Annotated in this window: 18 protein-coding genes; 16 read left to right on the top strand and 2 right to left on the bottom strand. The window is 58.2% G+C overall.

Annotated features, from left to right (window positions below; genetic code table 11):
- Nucleotides 1-16: 16 nt before the first annotated feature.
- From Q0X47_RS05335 to Q0X47_RS05310, 6 genes are all read left to right on the top strand, one after another.
- The gene (locus Q0X47_RS05335) at nucleotides 17-886 is read left to right on the top strand and encodes a transporter substrate-binding domain-containing protein (RefSeq protein WP_297723651.1); all 870 of its coding nucleotides are present in this window, start codon (nucleotides 17-19) and stop codon (nucleotides 884-886) included.
- Nucleotides 887-922: 36 nt separating this feature from the next.
- Entirely contained in the window at nucleotides 923-1,834 is a 912-nt protein-coding gene (locus tag Q0X47_RS05330) for an amino acid ABC transporter permease (protein WP_297723649.1), read from the top strand.
- Complete coding sequence (locus tag Q0X47_RS05325) at nucleotides 1,831-2,592, top strand: amino acid ABC transporter ATP-binding protein (RefSeq protein WP_297723646.1); 762 nt, start codon at nucleotides 1,831-1,833, stop codon at nucleotides 2,590-2,592. Before Q0X47_RS05330 ends, Q0X47_RS05325 begins: the two co-directional genes overlap by 4 nt.
- A 74-nt stretch (nucleotides 2,593-2,666) precedes the next feature.
- Nucleotides 2,667-3,647, top strand: coding sequence for a helix-turn-helix domain-containing protein (locus Q0X47_RS05320; RefSeq protein ID WP_297723644.1), 981 nt, complete (start codon nucleotides 2,667-2,669; stop codon nucleotides 3,645-3,647).
- Nucleotides 3,648-5,648 carry an ABC transporter ATP-binding protein gene (locus tag Q0X47_RS05315; RefSeq protein WP_297723642.1) on the top strand — a complete coding sequence of 667 codons (2,001 nt, stop codon included), beginning with the start codon at nucleotides 3,648-3,650 and terminating at the stop codon, nucleotides 5,646-5,648.
- The gene (locus Q0X47_RS05310; RefSeq protein WP_297723640.1) at nucleotides 5,645-7,450 is read left to right on the top strand and encodes an ABC transporter ATP-binding protein; all 1,806 of its coding nucleotides are present in this window, start codon (nucleotides 5,645-5,647) and stop codon (nucleotides 7,448-7,450) included. The genes Q0X47_RS05315 and Q0X47_RS05310 overlap by 4 nt, the downstream gene beginning before the upstream one ends.
- 8 nt (nucleotides 7,451-7,458) lie before the next feature.
- Here the strand turns inward: Q0X47_RS05310 and Q0X47_RS05305 are convergent, their stop codons facing one another.
- Nucleotides 7,459-8,184: a peptidase E gene (locus Q0X47_RS05305; RefSeq protein ID WP_297723638.1), complete on the bottom strand. Its 726-nt coding sequence runs from the start codon at nucleotides 8,182-8,184 to the stop codon at nucleotides 7,459-7,461.
- Between the two features lie 192 nt (nucleotides 8,185-8,376).
- Between Q0X47_RS05305 and Q0X47_RS05300 the strand changes: the two genes are divergently transcribed.
- Both Q0X47_RS05300 and Q0X47_RS05295 read left to right on the top strand, forming a co-directional pair.
- Complete coding sequence (locus tag Q0X47_RS05300) at nucleotides 8,377-8,808, top strand: NifB/NifX family molybdenum-iron cluster-binding protein (RefSeq protein ID WP_297723636.1); 432 nt, start codon at nucleotides 8,377-8,379, stop codon at nucleotides 8,806-8,808.
- 42 nt (nucleotides 8,809-8,850) lie between these two features.
- A complete protein-coding gene (locus Q0X47_RS05295; RefSeq protein ID WP_297723634.1) occupies nucleotides 8,851-9,504 on the top strand; it encodes an NUDIX hydrolase N-terminal domain-containing protein in 654 nt (217 codons plus the stop codon).
- Between the two features lie 356 nt (nucleotides 9,505-9,860).
- Here Q0X47_RS05295 and Q0X47_RS05290 read toward each other — a convergent pair whose 3' ends face one another.
- Nucleotides 9,861-10,985: a 6-phosphofructokinase gene (locus tag Q0X47_RS05290; RefSeq protein WP_297723632.1), complete on the bottom strand. Its 1,125-nt coding sequence runs from the start codon at nucleotides 10,983-10,985 to the stop codon at nucleotides 9,861-9,863.
- A 307-nt stretch (nucleotides 10,986-11,292) separates the two neighbouring features.
- On the opposite strand from Q0X47_RS05290, the gene rpsP reads away from it, so the two are divergent.
- The 8 genes from rpsP to Q0X47_RS05250 all read left to right on the top strand — a co-directional run bounded on the left by rpsP (nucleotide 11,293) and on the right by Q0X47_RS05250 (nucleotide 17,488).
- Nucleotides 11,293-11,814 carry a 30S ribosomal protein S16 gene (gene rpsP, locus Q0X47_RS05285; protein ID WP_297723630.1) on the top strand — a complete coding sequence of 174 codons (522 nt, stop codon included), beginning with the start codon at nucleotides 11,293-11,295 and terminating at the stop codon, nucleotides 11,812-11,814.
- A gap of 5 nt (nucleotides 11,815-11,819) precedes the next feature.
- Entirely contained in the window at nucleotides 11,820-12,059 is a 240-nt protein-coding gene (locus Q0X47_RS05280) for an RNA-binding protein (RefSeq protein ID WP_297723713.1), read from the top strand.
- Nucleotides 12,060-12,138: 79 nt separating this feature from the next.
- Complete coding sequence (locus tag Q0X47_RS05275) at nucleotides 12,139-12,720, top strand: ribosome maturation factor RimM (RefSeq protein ID WP_297723628.1); 582 nt, start codon at nucleotides 12,139-12,141, stop codon at nucleotides 12,718-12,720.
- 59 nt (nucleotides 12,721-12,779) lie between these two features.
- On the top strand, nucleotides 12,780-14,318 hold the full coding sequence (gene trmD, locus Q0X47_RS05270; RefSeq protein ID WP_297723626.1) for a tRNA (guanosine(37)-N1)-methyltransferase TrmD: 1,539 nt from the start codon (nucleotides 12,780-12,782) through the stop codon (nucleotides 14,316-14,318).
- 264 nt (nucleotides 14,319-14,582) lie between these two features.
- The gene (gene rplS, locus Q0X47_RS05265; RefSeq protein ID WP_282921277.1) at nucleotides 14,583-14,930 is read left to right on the top strand and encodes a 50S ribosomal protein L19; all 348 of its coding nucleotides are present in this window, start codon (nucleotides 14,583-14,585) and stop codon (nucleotides 14,928-14,930) included.
- A gap of 167 nt (nucleotides 14,931-15,097) precedes the next feature.
- On the top strand, nucleotides 15,098-16,435 hold the full coding sequence (lepB, locus tag Q0X47_RS05260; protein WP_297723623.1) for a signal peptidase I: 1,338 nt from the start codon (nucleotides 15,098-15,100) through the stop codon (nucleotides 16,433-16,435).
- A gap of 10 nt (nucleotides 16,436-16,445) precedes the next feature.
- A complete protein-coding gene (locus Q0X47_RS05255) occupies nucleotides 16,446-17,153 on the top strand; it encodes a ribonuclease HII (RefSeq protein WP_297723621.1) in 708 nt (235 codons plus the stop codon).
- 26 nt (nucleotides 17,154-17,179) lie between these two features.
- A complete protein-coding gene (locus Q0X47_RS05250; protein ID WP_282921280.1) occupies nucleotides 17,180-17,488 on the top strand; it encodes a DUF2469 domain-containing protein in 309 nt (102 codons plus the stop codon).
- Nucleotides 17,489-17,617: the final 129 nt, after the last annotated feature.

Below are 17,617 nucleotides of genomic sequence, written 5' to 3'. Positions count from 1 at the left end.
ATTGAAAGGACTAATGATGAACAAGATACTGAGTGGTGCGGCTCTGCTGGCTGCTGCTTTTTCCCTCGCCGCGTGCGGCGCAGGTCCCGCGGCTGATAACGCAGCTGGTAAAGGCGGGGCCATTCCCGGCCTGGAGGACGGTGTTTTCACCGTCGGTATGGAAGCTGCCTACGCTCCCTACAACTGGGCGCAGCCCGATAAATCTAACGACGCGGTGCCCATCAAAGATTCCGCCTTGTACGCCAATGGCTACGATGTGATGACGGCGAAGGAAATCGCGAAGGCGAACGGCTGGAAACTCGAAATCAAGCAGCTGGAGTGGGATTCCCTGATTCCGGCGGTGCAATCCGGGGAAATCGATGCCGCCATTGCGGGCCAGTCCATGACCAAGGAACGCGAGGAAACCGTGGACTTTGCCGGGCCGTACCTGTACGCTCGTATCATCGTGCTGACCAAGGCTGATTCTAAGTTCGCCAATGCGAAAGGCTTGGCTGACCTGGCGGGAGGCCGGACCACGAGCCAAACCGGTACCGTTTGGTATGACACCTTGATTCCACAAATTAAGGGTGCCCAACGGCAGGCTCCCGCCGAATCCGCTCCGGCGATGCTGGTGGCTTTGGAAACCGGCAAGGTTGATTACGTGGTTACCGATATGCCCACCGGTCAAGGGGCTATGGTTGCTTACCCGGACATGAAGATTTTGGACTTCCCCGATGACGGCGACGACTTCCAAGTTTCGGACGAGGACATTAACATCGGCGTGTCCGTTAAGAAAGGCAACACCGCTCTGAAGAACGCCATCAACAAGGCCCTGTCCGGCAAGACCGCCAAAGACTTCGATGCCATGATGGCGGATGCGGTAAAGATTCAGCCCCAAGAGGATTAATCCGCCCATCACACTGGAACACGTCAGGAGAGAAAAATGCTGTGGACACTGTGGCAGGACATCGTAACGCTGCTGAATAAGTACGGTGGTGTGTATTTGACAGGTATCGTCAACACGGTGGTCCTCGCCACGGTTGCCACCTTGCTGGGCTGCGTGATCGGTTTTGCCTGCGGAATCTTGAACACAATTCCCCATCCTCCAACCGATCCCCTGCCCAAGCGGATCATTCTGGCGATTATCCGAGCCATCATCCGGATCTATGTGGAAGTTTTCCGCGGCACTCCGATGATTTTGCAGGCCGTATTCATTTATTACGGTCTGCCCTACTTCACGAATAATGCGTTGCAGTTCCAGTCCATGTGGGGAGTGTCGATTTTCGTTGTCTCCATCAACACCGGTGCCTACATCGCGGAATCCGTGCGCGGGGGCATCATTAGTGTGGATCCGGGGCAAACCGAAGGGGCCAGGGCGATTGGCATGACTCACTTCCAGACCATGCTCTATGTCATCTTGCCTCAGGCTTTGCGCAACCTGCTGCCGCAAATCGGTAACAACTTCATCATCAACATCAAAGACACTTCGGTCATGTTCATCATCGGTTTTTCGGAGTTCTTCTCAGTTCACAAGATGGTGTCGGGTGCTGTTTTCAAGTACTTCCCCTCCGCTACCATCGAGATGGTGGGCTATTTGACTCTGACTCTGCTGTCCTCTTTCCTGTTGCGGAAACTGGAAAAGAAGATTGACGGAGACGATGCCTACGAACTGTTGCCCGGTGCGGCGGGCGAGGAACAGAGCGATTACGAGTTGATGAATGAAGATCAACTTGTGATGGCCGCCGGAAACTACACTTTCCGTAAACCCGCCAAACGTTCGGTGCGAAAGGGAAAGCCCGCCGGGAAACCGGCTCTAGAAAAACCGGCACGCACCGAGGGAGGACAAAACTCATGAGCGAACCGAACACTACGGCGAGCACCAGCGACGAAATCATCACGGTACGTCACCTCTCGAAGTCTTTCGGCACTCACGAGGTGCTGAAAGACATCGATTTTTCGGTGCGGCCGGGGGACGTGGCGTCCATTATCGGGGCGTCTGGCTCCGGGAAATCGACCTTGCTGCGTTGCATCAATTTGCTGGAAACCCCTACCTCGGGTGAAATCCTCTACCACGGGACAAATATCCTGGACCATTCCATGAAAAAGGCGAAATATCGGTCCAAAGTGGGGATGGTGTTTCAATCGTTCAACCTGTTCAACAATATGACCGTGCTGAAGAACTGCATGATTGGCCAGATGAAAGTCCTGGGTCGGTCTCGCGAGGAATCTCGGGAAAAGGCCTTGGAGTATCTGGATAAAGTCGGGATGAGTCCCTTCCTGAACGCGAAACCGCGACAGTTGTCCGGTGGGCAAAAGCAGCGGGTGGCGATTTCGCGTGCTCTGGCGATGGACCCGGAAGTCCTGTTGTTCGATGAACCGACCTCGGCGTTGGATCCGGAAATGGTCGGGGAAGTCATCGAAGTCATTAAGAAACTGGCTCAGGAAGGCATGACGATGCTGGTGGTGACCCACGAGATGGCTTTCGCCCGCACAGTCAGTAAGAACATGGTGTTTATGGCAGATGGGGTCATTGCGGAGCAAGGGCCGCCCGAGCAGCTGTTCGGGAACCCGCAGCGGGAACGGACCCGCGATTTCCTGGCGCGTTATCTCTGACTGCCGCACCACGTCACGGGTAATTGTCCAGCAAAACTATTCCCTTATATACACTTCTGGCATATAATTTTGTCATGGAACAGAAATTTATGGCGTTACGTGATTTGCGGCCCGGTGCATTTTTGCGTCTGCGGCGCGGCGTGCTGGGGTTGACCCAGGCGGAACTGGCAGCGATGACTGGAGTTCCTCAGTCCCACATCAGTGCTTTTGAAAACCACAAGCGGCGCATTTCTGTAGCCGAAGAAACCGCCTTGGCGAAAGCGCTGAGCGTACCGGCACACACTCTGATGAGTATGAAGCGCCACGTGGTGCGCGGGATTTTTTCGCGGCACGGCTACGATGAGATTTTTTTGTTCGGGCCCGCTTCTACCGGTCAAGATGATGCGTTTACCCCGATAGATTTCCTGGTCAGTACCACAAATCCGCTGGGAATGTTGGATTTGATTGACTTGCAAAATGAACTCGAAAATGCGCTGAGCACCACGGTCTACGTGTCCGTGGACACGGGGTGGGGCAACGCCAAAGTCGATCGTTTCCCCCGCGAAGTCACCAAGTCTGACAAAAAGTCGCCGTTCCAGCCCTTGCTGGTGGATTTATACCGATTCGGGAATGTTTTTTCACCGCGTGAGATTGAAGAGTATCCCTATTTCCAAAAGTGGGGATTCCCTAAGTCCTTTTACCCCTACGATGTTTCCGCCTCCCGGTGGCGGGTGGAAGATATGGCCCGGGTTTTGGACGTGGGCAGTGGCATCGCCTCCGGTGATCCACAGGCATTCTTGGAAAAGACCCCGGCGGGGATTCAGTCCCGTTTCGCCGCTTACCACGCCATAGCAGTGCTGGTTGAATCAGCGGCGAAAGTCCATTCCGACGTCAAGGAAGCCAACCCGGCAATTCCTTGGGCGGCCTTGTGGGGGCTGCATTGCCGGCTCCAACAGACCGCCGATGAGATAGACGCAATCGTGGCTTGGTCCTCTTTGCGTGAGGATTTCCCCAAAATCCTCGATGCTCTGAGCTCGATTACTTTCCCTGGCAGCGGCACCGAGGCGACTGCGTAAGTGGAAGATAATGCCCGCGCGCGTGTTTTTCTACAGCGTCGCGCTGCCGAAGAACACGTCGCGCTGCCGCCCCTGCTGAGGACCCCGCGCACTTGGCGCTGGCCGCTGCGTAGCCCCCAGGGCGAGCCTGACGTTTACCCCGCTGACCCCCACCACTATGCCCGAAAACTTGTTGGTTCTATGTTTGGCGTGCTTGCGCTTGGTTCCCTGGTGACGGGGCTGAACTATGCGGTGTCGGTCAGCGTGCCCTGGGCGCTGGGAATGGTGCTGGACGCGGGGTTAGAACACGGTTTGACCAGGGAAATCTGGATTCGGTTGGCGGTTCTGACCCTGGTTATCCTGGGTGTGGCGCTGACCCAAATGGCGGGACAACTCACTGAGATTGCGGTCCAGATGAACGCGGTGGCGACCCCCGCGCGGGTGGCCGGTAGAAAGTTAGCTTTCGATGGGCGCGCGGTGAATCGGGAACTGGAATCCGGGGACGTCGTTACTTCGATGCTGACAGATGTGGATCGGATTGGCCGAGCGGCGCTGTGGATTCCCGAAATGGTGGGCGCTATTCTCTCTACCGTGATGATTCTGGTCATCATGTTTCGCACCTCGCCACCTTTGGCCTGGACGGTACTCATCGGGTTGCCCATCGTCACGCTGCTGATAGGTCTGTTGGGTAAACCGCTGCAGCGGCGCCAAACCGAGAACCGCGATGAACAGGGCAAACTGACGGAAATCTCGGCTGATGCGGTGGCGGGGCTGCGAGTCTTGCGTGGCATCGGTGGCGAGGACGTGTTCGGGCTTCACTATCAGCAGCAGTCGGCTTGCGTGCGTGATGCCGGGATTCGAGTCGCCCTACCCGCGGCGTTGCTGGGCGTGCTGCGTTCGGTCATACCCATGCTGTTCACCGCCCTGGTGGTGGGCATCGGGGCGATTTTGTATTTTCACAATGAACTGTCAGTAGGCAGTTTGGTTGCCTTCTTTGGGTTTTCACAATTTTTGCGCAACCCCATCGTGGTCGCCACCCGGTCGTTGGAAGAATTCACCAGAGCTTGGGTCGGGATTCGTAAACTCGCGCGGATTCAAGGCGTGACTTCCCTGGTGAGCGAGGATATGGCAGAAGTCTCCGGGGACGCGCCGCGTCAAAATGCCTCATCGCAAGCGCGGTGGCAGGAAAGGGATTTTGGTCTGGCCCAGCTCACCGACACGGTCAGTGAGGTGACAGTGAAACCGGGCTTGATTACCGGCCTGGTCTGCGCCAATCCTGACGTCAGCGCCGCGGTGGTCCGGCGGCTGGCCCGTCAAGAGGACAGCGCGCAACCGACCCTTCTGATTGATGGAACCGACGCGAGAACCTTGCCCCTCGACCTGGTGCGTCGCGCCATCATACTGTCAGACACGGACCCGCAGCTTTTTGCCGGCACCTTGCGAGACCAGGTGCGCGGGGCCAATTCGCCGGTGCCTCGCGAACGGGGGGTGCGCGAACTCGTGTGGCGCGACGTCATCGAGAACGCGACCCGGCAGGAGGACTCGCTCATCGTTCCCGAAGTCGATGAGCGCGATTCGCAATGGTTAGCCGCGCTGCACGTGGCAGATGCCGATGACGTGGTGGAATCCGTCAATGGCGGCCTAGACGGGGCGGTGGCAGAAAAAGGGCGCACTCTCTCGGGCGGGCAGCGCCAGCGTGTCGCCCTAGCTCGCGCGGTAGCTGCCGATCCGGCGGCGCTGGTCACTATTGAGCCGACTTCCGCGGTCGATTCACACACGGAATCGCGGGTCGCCCAGCGTTTGACACAAGCGCGACACGGGAAAACCACCGTCATCGTTTCGGCGTCAGTGCTGGTGTTGGAGCATTGTGATGAAGTCATAGTGCTCGACGATGCGGGGCGGGAAATCATCCGCGGCTCGCACCGGGAGCTTCGGGAAAAAGCCCAGTCGGGGGAACCCGCAGCCACGCCGTACCTGGCTATTATCAACCGCTCGGTGCAAGGCGGGGGTGGACCGGCATGAAACTGCCTCTGGCCAGCGGAAAACTGGTGGTGCGAGGGGTCAAAGACCTGATTCACGACTATCGCGGTGTTATTGGTGCCGTGGTGGGGCTGCAGCTGGTGTCATCCCTGGCAGGAGTGACCCTCCCGTGGCTGCTGGGTCGCGTTATCGACCGGATTCAAGTCGGTGCCGCCAGCCGCGACTGGGTCGGTCAACAGATAGTAATTGCCCTGGTAGTGGTCGCGGTGGCGGCGGTATTTTCGTTCCTGGCGGAATATCGCGCTCGGGTGATGGGCGAGCGGATTTTTGCCCACCTGCGTGACGGCTTGGTCGACTCTGTCATCCACCTGCCTCTGTCGACTGTGGAAAGTGCCGGCACCGGCGACCTGGTGGGACGCACCACGCGTGACATTGAACGCCTGCAATTCATGATTCGCCAGGGAATTGCCGCGATACTGATGATTACCACGACGTTGGTGGTGACGTTCGTGGCGGCGTTTCTGACTTCCCCACTGTTGGCATTCGTACTGCTCATCGGGCCGTTGGGGGTGTGGCCGCTGATGGCGTGGTATTTGCCGCGGACGGTTCCCGCCTATCGGTCTTCAGCTCGGTCTTGGGCAGATCTGTCCGGTTCGGTAGCGGAAACTTTGGATCAGGCGGACACGGTTGACGCTCTGGGGCTGGCAGGAAAACGGATTGCCCAGCTCGATGTCATTATTCGCGAAATCTGGCGTCAGGAGCGCTACAGTGCCTGGATGCGTTCCTGGTTGTTCCTGGGAATTGTGTGCGCCACCCTGTCTCCCCTGATAGTTATCGTGTTGCTGGGTGCTTGGCTGGTACCCAGCGGAGCCTTGACTATCGGGGCTGTTTCCACGATTGCGCTCTATGCCTATCAAGTGCGTGGGCCGGTCTGGGAAGCGACTTTCTGGGTAGATGTTTCGATGGAGGCCTACACTTCACTGGCCCGGATTTTTGGGGTCGCACAAGTCGAGCCGGACCGGGAAGCCCGCGCCCACGCGCCCGCCGGTGCGCCCGCGATAGTGGCTCGGGACGTTTGCTACGCCTACCACGCGGGACAAAATGTGCTGCACGAGGTGTCTCTGGAACTTCGCGGGGGCGAAACGTTGGCCATTGTCGGACCATCGGGTGCCGGTAAGTCCACTTTTGGGCGAATGCTGGCGGGCATTCACCCGCCCACCAGCGGGTCCGTGACGGTCGGGGGAGTGCGGCTGGTGGACTTGCCCGAAAGTGAACTGCACCAGCAAGTCGCTTTGGTCACACAAGAACAGCACGTGTTTACCGGAACGATTGCCTCCAACCTGCGTCTGGCGCGGCCCGACGCGAGTGATGAGGAACTGTGGGCGGTACTCGACGCGGTGGGAGTGGACTGGGTTCGCGGCTTGGGACGAACCGAAACCCAGGCCGCTACCGCTCAATCTGCCCCAGAGGGGAAACCGCGGTCAGCAACGGAAAACACCGGGCTGTATGCGTGGGTCGGCGGCGCGGGAATGAAGCTGAACCCGGCGCAGGTCCAGCAGCTCGCCCTGGCGCGAATCGTGTTGTTGAACCCCCACACTTTGGTGCTGGATGAGGCAACTTCGCTGATGGATCCCTCTGCGGCTCGGTCGCTGGAACAGTCGCTGTCGCGAGTGTTGGCGGGACGCAGCGTCGTCGCCATCGCCCACCGGCTCTATACCGCCCACGATGCTGACCGGGTGGCAGTCATGATGGACGGGAGAATCGTGGAATTGGGGACGCACGATGAACTTGTCGCGGCCGGTGGCGAATATGCCTCACTGTGGGCGTCTTGGCAGCAAGACTAAAGCCGAAACTATCCCAGGAAACGGGTTTCGAGGCGTTCCTCTACAACTTCGCCTTGGTCTTTGGTCACAATCCAAGCCGACTTGCCCGGCACTTCGCTGACCGCTTCGGCCAGTTCGGTGCCGCGGTAAACCAAACCCACGTTGTTATCCGTGCAATAGGTTGTGCCCAAAGTTCCCGCGGCGACCAGGCGATGCACCGTGGGGCGGCGGCGTTTTTCGACATCGTAGTGTACGCCGTTATCGTAGGGAATCAGCCCCAGACCGTTGGTGACGGCGCGAAGTTCGGGCCCGAAAGAATCCGTGGTGCCACCTCGGTGCCAACAGATAGAACCGGCAGAAACACCGGCCAGGACGACGCCGGCTTCCCAGACTCGGCGAAAAATTTCGTCAAGACCGTGGACCCGCCACACTGCCAGCAGGTTTGCCACCGAACCCCCGTCAACCCAGACCGCGTCTTGTTCCATGAGGTAGCCTTCGATGTCGTCCACGTTGGGCATGACGAACAGTTGCAGCGGGTTCAGTTCCACCCCCGCCAGGCGGGCCGCTTCGTAGCGTTGAGCTAGCCGGTAATGCTGGTCGCCGGCCGCGGTATCCAGATAGCCCAGTTTCGGTTTGGAACGGGTGGTGCCGGACAGTTCGAGGGAATATTTCACCAGGTGGTTGAACTCTGTAAAGATGCGTTCTCCGTTTTTGTATCCGCCGGAGGTCGCCAAAATGGTTGGGGTTTTACTCATGATGACCATCCTAGCCGGGACAGCGGTGTGAATCATCCGGGGTTGGCGCTCGGTGTTTGGTCGGCATTACGGTCCGGTCTGGCATAGGATTAAGCCGGAAAGCGGTGGTAAAAGTGGTGCTGAAAAGCGGAATCTCCGGTTTGCGGTGCCATGATTACCGAATATAACTTATACCGAAAACTGGAATAAAAAATGAGTGATGCGAAAACCTTGAATATAGCGGTCAACGTGGCGGGCAGCGAGGTTGGCGGGGGTCTGGGGCGAGCCCGGACTATGGCGGTGGCAACCCTCAACGCCGCCGATGAAATCGTGGAGTGGCAAGAGTTCCCAGTCGGTTGGGACGTCTTGCACGAGCAAGGGCCGCACGGCAGCTTGCACGCTGTGATTGTGGGTTTTATGCGCGACCACGGCATTACGGCCGTGGTCAGCGGACACATGGGACCCCCGATGGTGAACACCTTGATGAAACTCGGCGTTTTGCCCCTCTCTGCGGCTGGTGAGGCGCGTAGCGCTGCCAGAGACGCCGCCAAACGCGTGCGATCAGTAGGTGACCTTGCTATCAACGCCTCGGACGAAGCTGGCTCCGGCGCGAACAAATGGATCCTTCCCGTGATTCCGTCCTAGTGTTGATTGCTTTGAAAATTACGACGACGAGGAAAAAGGCAAGTGGAAACTGTAAATAAAGACGTGGTGGACCTCATATTAGAGTTGCAGGCTATTGGTCAGGCCGGCGAGTTCTATGGTCATGATGACTATGACCGGGATCGAGCGACCCAGACTCGTGAACTGGCGGCGGAACTCTTGGCACGCCTCACGGGCAACAATCCCGAACAGGTACGCGACGTGCTGCTGGAGGACTATGGGTACCGCACACCGAAAGTTGATTCGCGTGCCGTTATTTTTGGCGACGGCTCGGGGCGTCCGGGAGTAGACGGAGACAAGATTCTGCTGGTGCATGAAGGCTCGGATGGGCGTTGGTCCATGCCGGGAGGCTGGATTGACGAGGGGCTGAGTGTGGGGGAAAACACCATTAAAGAGGCTTACGAGGAATCCGGAATGCAGGTGAAAACCGACAGGCTGCTCGCGTTAATCGATAAGCGCAAACATAATCCCAGCAGAGGTATATTTCATGTTTACGCGTTTTTTGTGGAATGCACCTTGCTGGGCGGGGACTTTACGGAGAACCTCGAAACGACCGAGATTGGCTGGTTTGGGCTCGATGAGCTGCCAGAAATGTCGCTCGGCAAAACCACGCCCGAACAGGTCGCGATGTGCCTGAAAGCGCATCGCGACCCCAACTGGCAAGTCATTTTCGACTGAACCGCAGCCCAGAGTCCACCAGGTCACCCCGGCGCCGGGCCGGATTCGTGATTGAAACGCAGCTCAAACCGGGTGCCGGCGCAGACCAGCGCAAAAACGCGGTTAGAAAAAATCCGAGACGCCACCGCGCCCCGGATTTTGGCCCCCTCAACTGCTAGGCAGAGTCGGCTTGGCAATGAAGTTAAGTTGTAGCCTCATCCTAAGCGGCATTTGTAACGAAATAGGCAGGGGCGTGTTAAATCTGTGCAAGATTTATTGCGCGTGAAAAACTGTGGAAGTTCCGGCAGTTTCTCAAGAGTGTGCGAGCGGTTCCCGCAGGCATTGGGTGTTTTCCCGCCAAAGACGGCGCACAGGGATTAATCCCCCAGGCCGACTTCCACGCCCCGCGCGGCTTTCACCCACTCGTGGTCGGTAGGCACATATTTCACTTTGCCAGCGATGTCTTCCAGAGGCGCCAGTTCGGTTTCGCTGGCTCGCGTCGCCACCATGACTCCAGAAGCTCCGTCAGCGACCGCCGCAGCCCCCACGGCTCCCAGCCGGGTCGCCAGTACGCGGTCTGCCGCCACCGGGGTGCCGCCGCGTTGGACGTAGCCCAGAATGGTCACGCGCGTCTCTAAACCGGTAGCGGCTTCGAGTTGGCGAGCCAAAGTGAACGTGTGCTCGCGGTGAGAATCAACCAAGTGCATTTTGGAATTGCGGGCCATTTCCTTAGTCTCGGGGGAATCGGCGTCTTTAATGAGCTGATCCGCTACCCGCAGACGTGCGGCATATTCGGTGTCCATTGCACCCTCGGCTACCGCCACCACCGAGAAATGTTTACCGGCTTTCTTGCGGTGCTCAATAGTCTTGGTGATGCTCTCAATCGTGTAGGGGATTTCTGGAATCAAAATCACGTCGGCACCCCCGGCGATACCCGACCCCAAAGTCAGCCACCCGGCCTTGTGACCCATAATTTCCACCAAGATAATGCGGTGGTGGCTGTGCGCGGTGGAGTGCAATCGGTCAATCGCCTCAGTGGCGATTTCCAAAGCGGTAGCAAAGCCGAAAGAATCATCGGTGCCCCAGATATCGTTGTCAATAGTCTTGGGTAGGTGTACCACGTTCAGCCCCGCCTTTTGCAGGCGTAGGGCATTCTTGGCGGTCCCCCCACCGCCCAAAGTCACCAGGGCGTCCAATTTGTTTCGATCGTAAACCTTGGCGATTTCCCCGGTCATATCGCGTTCCCTACCGTCCAGATTCAGACGATGCACCTTGTCCCGAGAGGTGCCCAAAATGGTGCCTCCCACGGTCAAAATGCCGGAAAGCGAGTCAGAATTCAACTCGATGTGCTTGTCCAGGGCTAAACCCCGAAACCCGTTTTGAAACCCGATGAGTTTCATTCCATATTCGCCGATGGCGGTGCGTCCAAAACCCCGGATTGCCGCGTTTAAGCCGGGTGCGTCCCCGCCAGCGGTCAAAATCCCCACACGCTTATTACCCATCACTTAATCCTTTCTATGCCTTTGCAGGCTTCGTTCGTTTGGTATTTTCTCACGTTTCCAGCCCCGCAAAAACCCTGTTCTGCCCGCGGAACCGTCCGCGCCACCGGTGCGAAAGCGGAGACTAAACCGGGAGGGCTGTTGAATTTTAAAAATCGTGAGAAATCGGGCATAATGGAACGTTGTACTGGGCTTTGGTCGCCGCCCTCTCGTGGCCACGGCCCCGGATTTTGAGCAAAGCAAGGCTTTAGTGTTTCCCTACCTGGGGTTTTGTGCGCTCGCGACATGAATTACAAGGAGAGTCACAACAGTGGCAGTACGTATTCGTTTGAAGCGAATTGGCAAGATTCACCACCCCATTTACCGGGTGGTCGTGGTCGACAGCCGCAAGAAGCGCGACGGTCGTGTCATCGAGGAGGTCGGCAAGTACGACCCCAACCAGCAGCCGTCTTTGATTGAACTGAACTCGGAGCGCATCCAGTACTGGTTGAGCGTGGGAGCCCAGCCGTCCGACGCGGTACACCGTTTCTTGGTGTTGTCCGGCGATTGGGCGACGTTCAAGGGCGCCAAGGTCGTTGAGAACCGTATCCAGGTTAAGGACGCCGGAGCCGATGTGGAGGCCGCGGTGAAGGCTGCGGACGACGCCGCGGAAAAGGCGAAGGCAAAGAAGGCCGAAGCCGAAGCCAAGGCCAAGAAGGAAGCCGAAGAGGCCGCGAAGGCTGAGGAAGCTGAGGCCGCGAAGGCCGAGGAAGCCCCCGCTGAGGAGGCTCCCGCCGAAGAAAAGGCTGAGGAAGCCCCTGCTGAGGAAAAGACTGAGGAAACGGCGCAATAATGTCGATGCTTGCAGATTCTTTGGAACACTTGGTCAGCGGTATCGTCGACGAGCCAGAAGCCGTACGCGTGAGCGAAAAGTCTTTGCGCCGCGGCAAGCTCCTGGAAGTACACGTTGCCCCCTCGGATTTGGGTCGAGTTATTGGCCGTAATGGCCGCACCGCGAAAGCGCTGCGTTCGGTGGCTTCGGCACTGTCTACTCAGGGTAGCGTCCGCGTCGATGTCATCGACCAAGATCGGCACTAAATAGTCATTTGGTTTGATCCCCGCCGATAGCGGGGGTCAAACTTTTTAACGCACTTATCGTTTCGGGAAGGGGTCAGCGGTGAAACTCACGGTTGGGGTCATCGGGCGCGCCAGCGGGGTTCGCGGCGAAGTCCGGGTCGCCCTGCACACGGACGACCCGGGTTCTCGATTTGCCCCCGGTACAGTCCTGTTAACCAGCCGGAAAACCCCGGCTACGCTGACGGTAAACCGAGCGCGGATGAGCGGTAAACACTTCGTGGTGTCTTTCCAGGAAATCCCCGACCGCAACGGCGCCGAAACCCTCAGCGGGACGAAACTCTATATCGAAACCGATGCACCGGCCTTGTGCCCCGAGGCCATAGACTCACCCGAACCCGGCACCGCCGATACGCAAACCGCCGACTGCCACGAACAAAGTGAGAGTGACGAAGGATTTTACCGCCACGAACTGGTGGGGCTGCGAGCGGTGGACCTGGCGGGGGAAACGCTTGGCACCGTCAGCGACCTGTTGTTGGCGCCAGCCCAAGACCTGTTGGAAGTCACGACTGCGGGCGGGGAGACAATCCTGGTGCCTTTTGTTTATGAAATCGTCCCTGATGTCGATTTAGATAGTCAAGTGGTCACGATGGATCCGCCCGGAGGATTGTTTCCGCCGCACTAGGACGGTTCGACGTTTTCCGGTCAGGTTGTCGATAGACTTTCTGAATAAAGGTGAGGATGATGCGTTTTCAGATTCTGACGATTTTCCCCGAGTTCTTTGAGGTGCTCGGTTTGTCGCTGCTGGGCAAAGCGGCGCAAAACGGGGTGCTGAGCTGGGACGTCACGAATCTGCGCGACTTCACCGATGATCCACACCATTCCGTCGATGACACTCCCTACGGCGGGGGAGCCGGCATGGTGATGCGGGCCGATATTTGGGGCAAAGCCATCGATGCCGCACGGGGCGACCTGCCAGGCCGGCCTGCGGACAGCGCCCCGGAAAGCCGCCCGACCGGCCTGGTGAACCCGAAAACTATCCTGGCGATTCCTACGCCCTCCGGAGTGCCGCTGACCCAGGCAAAAGTCCGGCAGATAGCCACGAACGCGGACAATGTCATTATTGCGTGTGGACGTTACGAGGGCATCGATTCGCGAGTCGCCCAGCACTATGCTGACCAGCAACGTTACCCCGACCTGGAAGTGTTCGAATATTCCTTGGGGGATTACGTGCTCAACGGCGGGGAAATTGCCGCCGTGGCGCTGATTGAAGCCGTAGGACGGCTGCTCGATGGCATGGTGGGCAACCCGGAGTCTTTGGTGGAGGAGTCTTATGAGGGGACGGGGCTGTTGGAATACCCCTGCTATACCCGTCCCGAAGTGTGGCGTGACCTGGCCGTTCCCGAGGTGCTGAAAGGCGGAAACCATGCCGAAATTGAAGCCTGGCGCCGGGAACGAGCCATTGAAAAAACCTGCCTGCGTCGCCCGGATTTGCTGGCGGGATTGGATGCTGGGCTGCTGAGCAAGCGCGGGCGAGAAAAGCTGGCCTCGCTGGGGTGGCTTTACGTGACGCCCCAGGATTTGGAGGCTATCGGTCTGTCTCGGCTGGGCGAGGCAGGAGGGGCACGTGGGGCGCACGAGGTGGGTCAGGCAGGGGCGACGCACCAGGCGGGGTCGTCGGGCGATATGCTGCCGGCAAGCGGCGCACGGCCGGGAGATGCTGATTTGGTTGCGGTTCCCCTGCGGATTCGCCAGCCCGACCGAGGGGAGGCCCTAGCGCTGTCCGCTTTGGGGTCGGAGACGTTCCCTCTGGCTTGTCCGGCCTACATCAGCGCCGATGCGATTGCCCAGTTCGTAGCCGTTGAGTTCGACATCGAGGCGGTGAAAGCGCGTCTCGATAATCCGCAAGAACATCGCTACTGGGTGGCAGAAATGGGCGGTGAACTGGTGGGATATACCTATGCGAAGGTACATCTGGGGGAGGCAGAAGCTGCGCAGGCGGGAATTGTCGCCGGGGACGCTTACCTGTCGAAGTGCTATGTGCGCGAAGCCCTGCATTCCACAGGGCTGTCCGGGGCGCTGCTGGAAGCGGCATTGACAGACTTGGAGAGGGGCAGCCATGTCCCAGGGGTGTGCCTGGGGACCTCCATCTATAACAAACGGGCCCAAAAATTCTATAAACACCACGGATTCCGGCGCGTCGGAAAACGAACATTTACGGTAGGGGGCATGGAAAACCAAGACGTGGTGATGCGTCGGGTTTTCGACCGAGATAGTGCCTGATGGGTGTGTAATTTCGCGGGTGCGATGCCGTCCCGCGCGGTCCACGAATCACCGCTGGTTTGGTGTGACTGGGTGGATGAATTGAGCGCGTAACAGCAAAAGTGGCGTTCCGGCCCAAGTTTGTGGCAAAATGGTACGGCTTCGCGGGCAACCTGCCACAGGGGGACCCGAATACGGAGCGATAAACAATCGGCACAACGCTATGGCGTAGGGTGCCCGCAGTGAGACGTTTTTGACCTGTGGCAGGAGCGTCAAGGAGAAACAATGCAGAAGCCTCTGGTTGAGGAAATCGGCAAAGCCGTAATGCGTGAGGATGTTCCGGATTTTCGTCCGGGCGACACCGTAAAGGTGCACGTAAAGGTTATCGAGGGGAACCGTTCCCGTATTCAGATTTTCCAGGGCGTAGTTATCGCTCGTCACGGCGGCGGGGTAGGGGAAACCTTCACCGTGCGGAAGCTGTCTTTCGGCACCGGTGTGGAACGTACTTTCCCGCTGCATGCCCCGACTGTCGACAAGATTGAGGTAGTGACCCGCGGCGATGTGCGCCGTGCCAAGCTGTACTACCTGCGTGATCGCCACGGCAAGGCGGCTAAGGTTGTCGAAAAGCGCTAACTCGCAGCCATCGCGGCAGTCGCTGACCCCCAGCCGGAGAAAGCGAGAAAACCGGCTCTAGACAGTCAGAAAGTCAAGGCGGGATCTGCCGCAAAAATTCATCCTAAAGGAAGCTCAAACCGAAAATGTTTGGGCTTCTTTTAGCCTTTTAGGTTATTCTTTTTGTTATGACGATGCCCCAGCAGCCTGAGAATGACAACCGAGACGCGCAGTTCTCGGGTGCCTCTCCGGACGGCTTCGGCATGAATCCACAGTTTGCCGGGGCAGGAACCATGCCCGGCCCTTTCCCTGCCGGTTACGAAGGGTTCCCCGGTGGGCCGCTTCCCGGTGAAGAGGGGGCGTATGGGCCGGGAGGTGCAGGAATGCCTTTCCCGCCAGAGGCTTTCCTGGGAGGATACCCTCCGCAGTTGCCGCCACCGGATGGGGCAGAGTTTCCCGGGATGGATCCCAACGGGATGCCGTTAATGCCGGGGCCAGGGGGACTTCCGTCGGCGGGGATGGGGCCGTTTCCCGGGATGCCTTTCCCGCCCTATGGTGCGATGCCTTTTCCCGGTATGATGCCAGAAATCGAGGAATTGCCCGAGACTCCCGGAGAACAAAAATTCCTCAAAGAGGACGACGAAACTGACTTCCAACTCGACGATGCGGAAAACGGAACGAAACGGGGGCGTGGCAATAGGATTCCCAGACCGGTGGGTATGAACGCCCTCCCTCCCGGGGCTAGGCCCGGACCCGAGGGTACAGACCGCGCGCATATGGCGTTGGATTTGCCGTGGTACTTCGAGTTCATCGCGGTGGTGATTACGGCGCTAGCCATCAGTTCGCTGATTCGATTGTTTCTGCTGCAGCCCTTTTACATCCCGTCGCAGTCCATGGAAAAAACCCTGATGATTAACGACTCTGTGCTGGTAAACAAGTTTTCCGCCCGGCACGGAGACATCAACCGCGGCGACATCATCGTTTTTGAAGATGTGGAGGGGTGGAGCGAAAGCGCCGCCGAGCAGATGCGCCGACGCCCTCCTGACAACACTCCGTTCCAGATTGCCACCAAGATTAAGAGTTTCGGGATTTTCGTGGGCTTGCTGCCTGAAGACTCTCAAGGTTATCTGATCAAACGTGTGATTGGATTGCCTGGCGATGATGTGACTTGCTGTGACGATGACGGGCTGATGACCATCAACGGCAAGTCCATCGATGAGGACTACATCCCCCAGACCGGGGTCTCGTCTGACATCGAGTTTTCTGTGGTCGTGCCCAAGAAATCGCTGTGGGTGATGGGGGACAATCGGCCGCATTCCGCCGATTCCCGTTGGCACCAGGACAAGCCTTCCCACGGTTTTGTCTCTGAATCGAACGTGGTGGGGCGGGCTTTCGTCGTGATTTGGCCCATTGAACGCATGAAGTTCATCGCGCCCAGCTGCGCTTTTTACAACATTCCCAAGCCGGCCGCCCCGAGTGATGAATTCAGTTCGGAAGCAAACGAGACTCCACCCCGCGGGGGTTGAGGTGTGCTGAGTGGTTGATTTATCTTGGGAGACCGCGGCTTTGTCCGCTTTGGCGAAGCGCGATGGCAGCGGACAAGGGGGACGCTTCCCTCTGATTGGCGGAATGGACGAGGTCGGGCGTGGCGCGCTGGCGGGTCCGGTTTGCGTGGGGGTGACGGTGATAGACCAGCTCAGCTTGGAAAATCCTGATTTCCCCCAGGGTTTCCCCCCTGGATTGAACGATTCCAAGCAGTTGACGGAACGCCGCCGCTTGGCGTTGCAAGAACCCATCAGGGCCTGGGTTAGGGATTTTGCCATTGGTCAGGCTTCCAATACGGAAATCGACGAATTGGGGATTATGCCCGCACTGCGGCTGGCGGGGTGGCGCGCTCTGAACGAACTGGACGCTCGTGGACATCTGCCGCAAAAGCTGGGATTGGACGGAAACTTCGACTATCTCGCCCCACCGGCGCAGCCTGACCTGTTTGCCGGGGCGGGAAACCTAGTGAGCTCCCCGGAAGTCAGTGTGGAAACCCTGGTGAAGGGGGACGGGAAAGCCGCTCTAATTGCTGGTGCGTCCGTACTGGCGAAAGTGTATCGGGACGCGTTCATGCGGAGCTTGTGCGACCCCGGATACGGTTGGGCGAAAAATGTGGGCTACGGAACCGCCGCCCATCGAGCCGCTCTGGCTGAATTGGGTGCGAGTGTTTGGCACCGCAAAACTTGGAAGCTCCGGTAGGGTAGAGGGGTACGAAAGGTTGCGTGATGGTCAACAACGACGATATTGAGTCCTATGAAAACGGGCTGGAACTGGATTTATACCGAGAATATCGCGATGTGATTTCCCTGTTTAGCTATGTCGTGGAAACCGACCGGCGGTTTTATCTGGCGAACAAGGTTGACGTTACCACGCACAATAATGCCGGTGGGGACGTGTTCTTTGAGATTACGTTGGAGGACGCCTGGGTTTGGGATGTCTACCGTTCCTCGCGTTTCGTGCAAAACGTGCGGGTGTTGACCTTTAAAGACGTCAATGTGGAGGAACTGGCGAAGCCAGAAATTGAGATTCCCTAAGGCGTGCGCGGCTGGTTTAGCCCCAGTTTCGCTAGCCACATTCATTAACTCGGGTAGATTGGCGGATTTTCGCCTTTTTAGGGGTTGTGGATAAGTCGGTTTTCCACAGGTAAAGATTTTCGGGCTTGG

It is taken from the genome of uncultured Mobiluncus sp., from assembly GCF_947254095.1.
Taxonomy (GTDB): domain Bacteria; phylum Actinomycetota; class Actinomycetes; order Actinomycetales; family Actinomycetaceae; genus Mobiluncus.
Note: the sequence above shows the minus strand (reverse complement) of the source record. Positions and strands in the feature narration are given on the sequence as shown.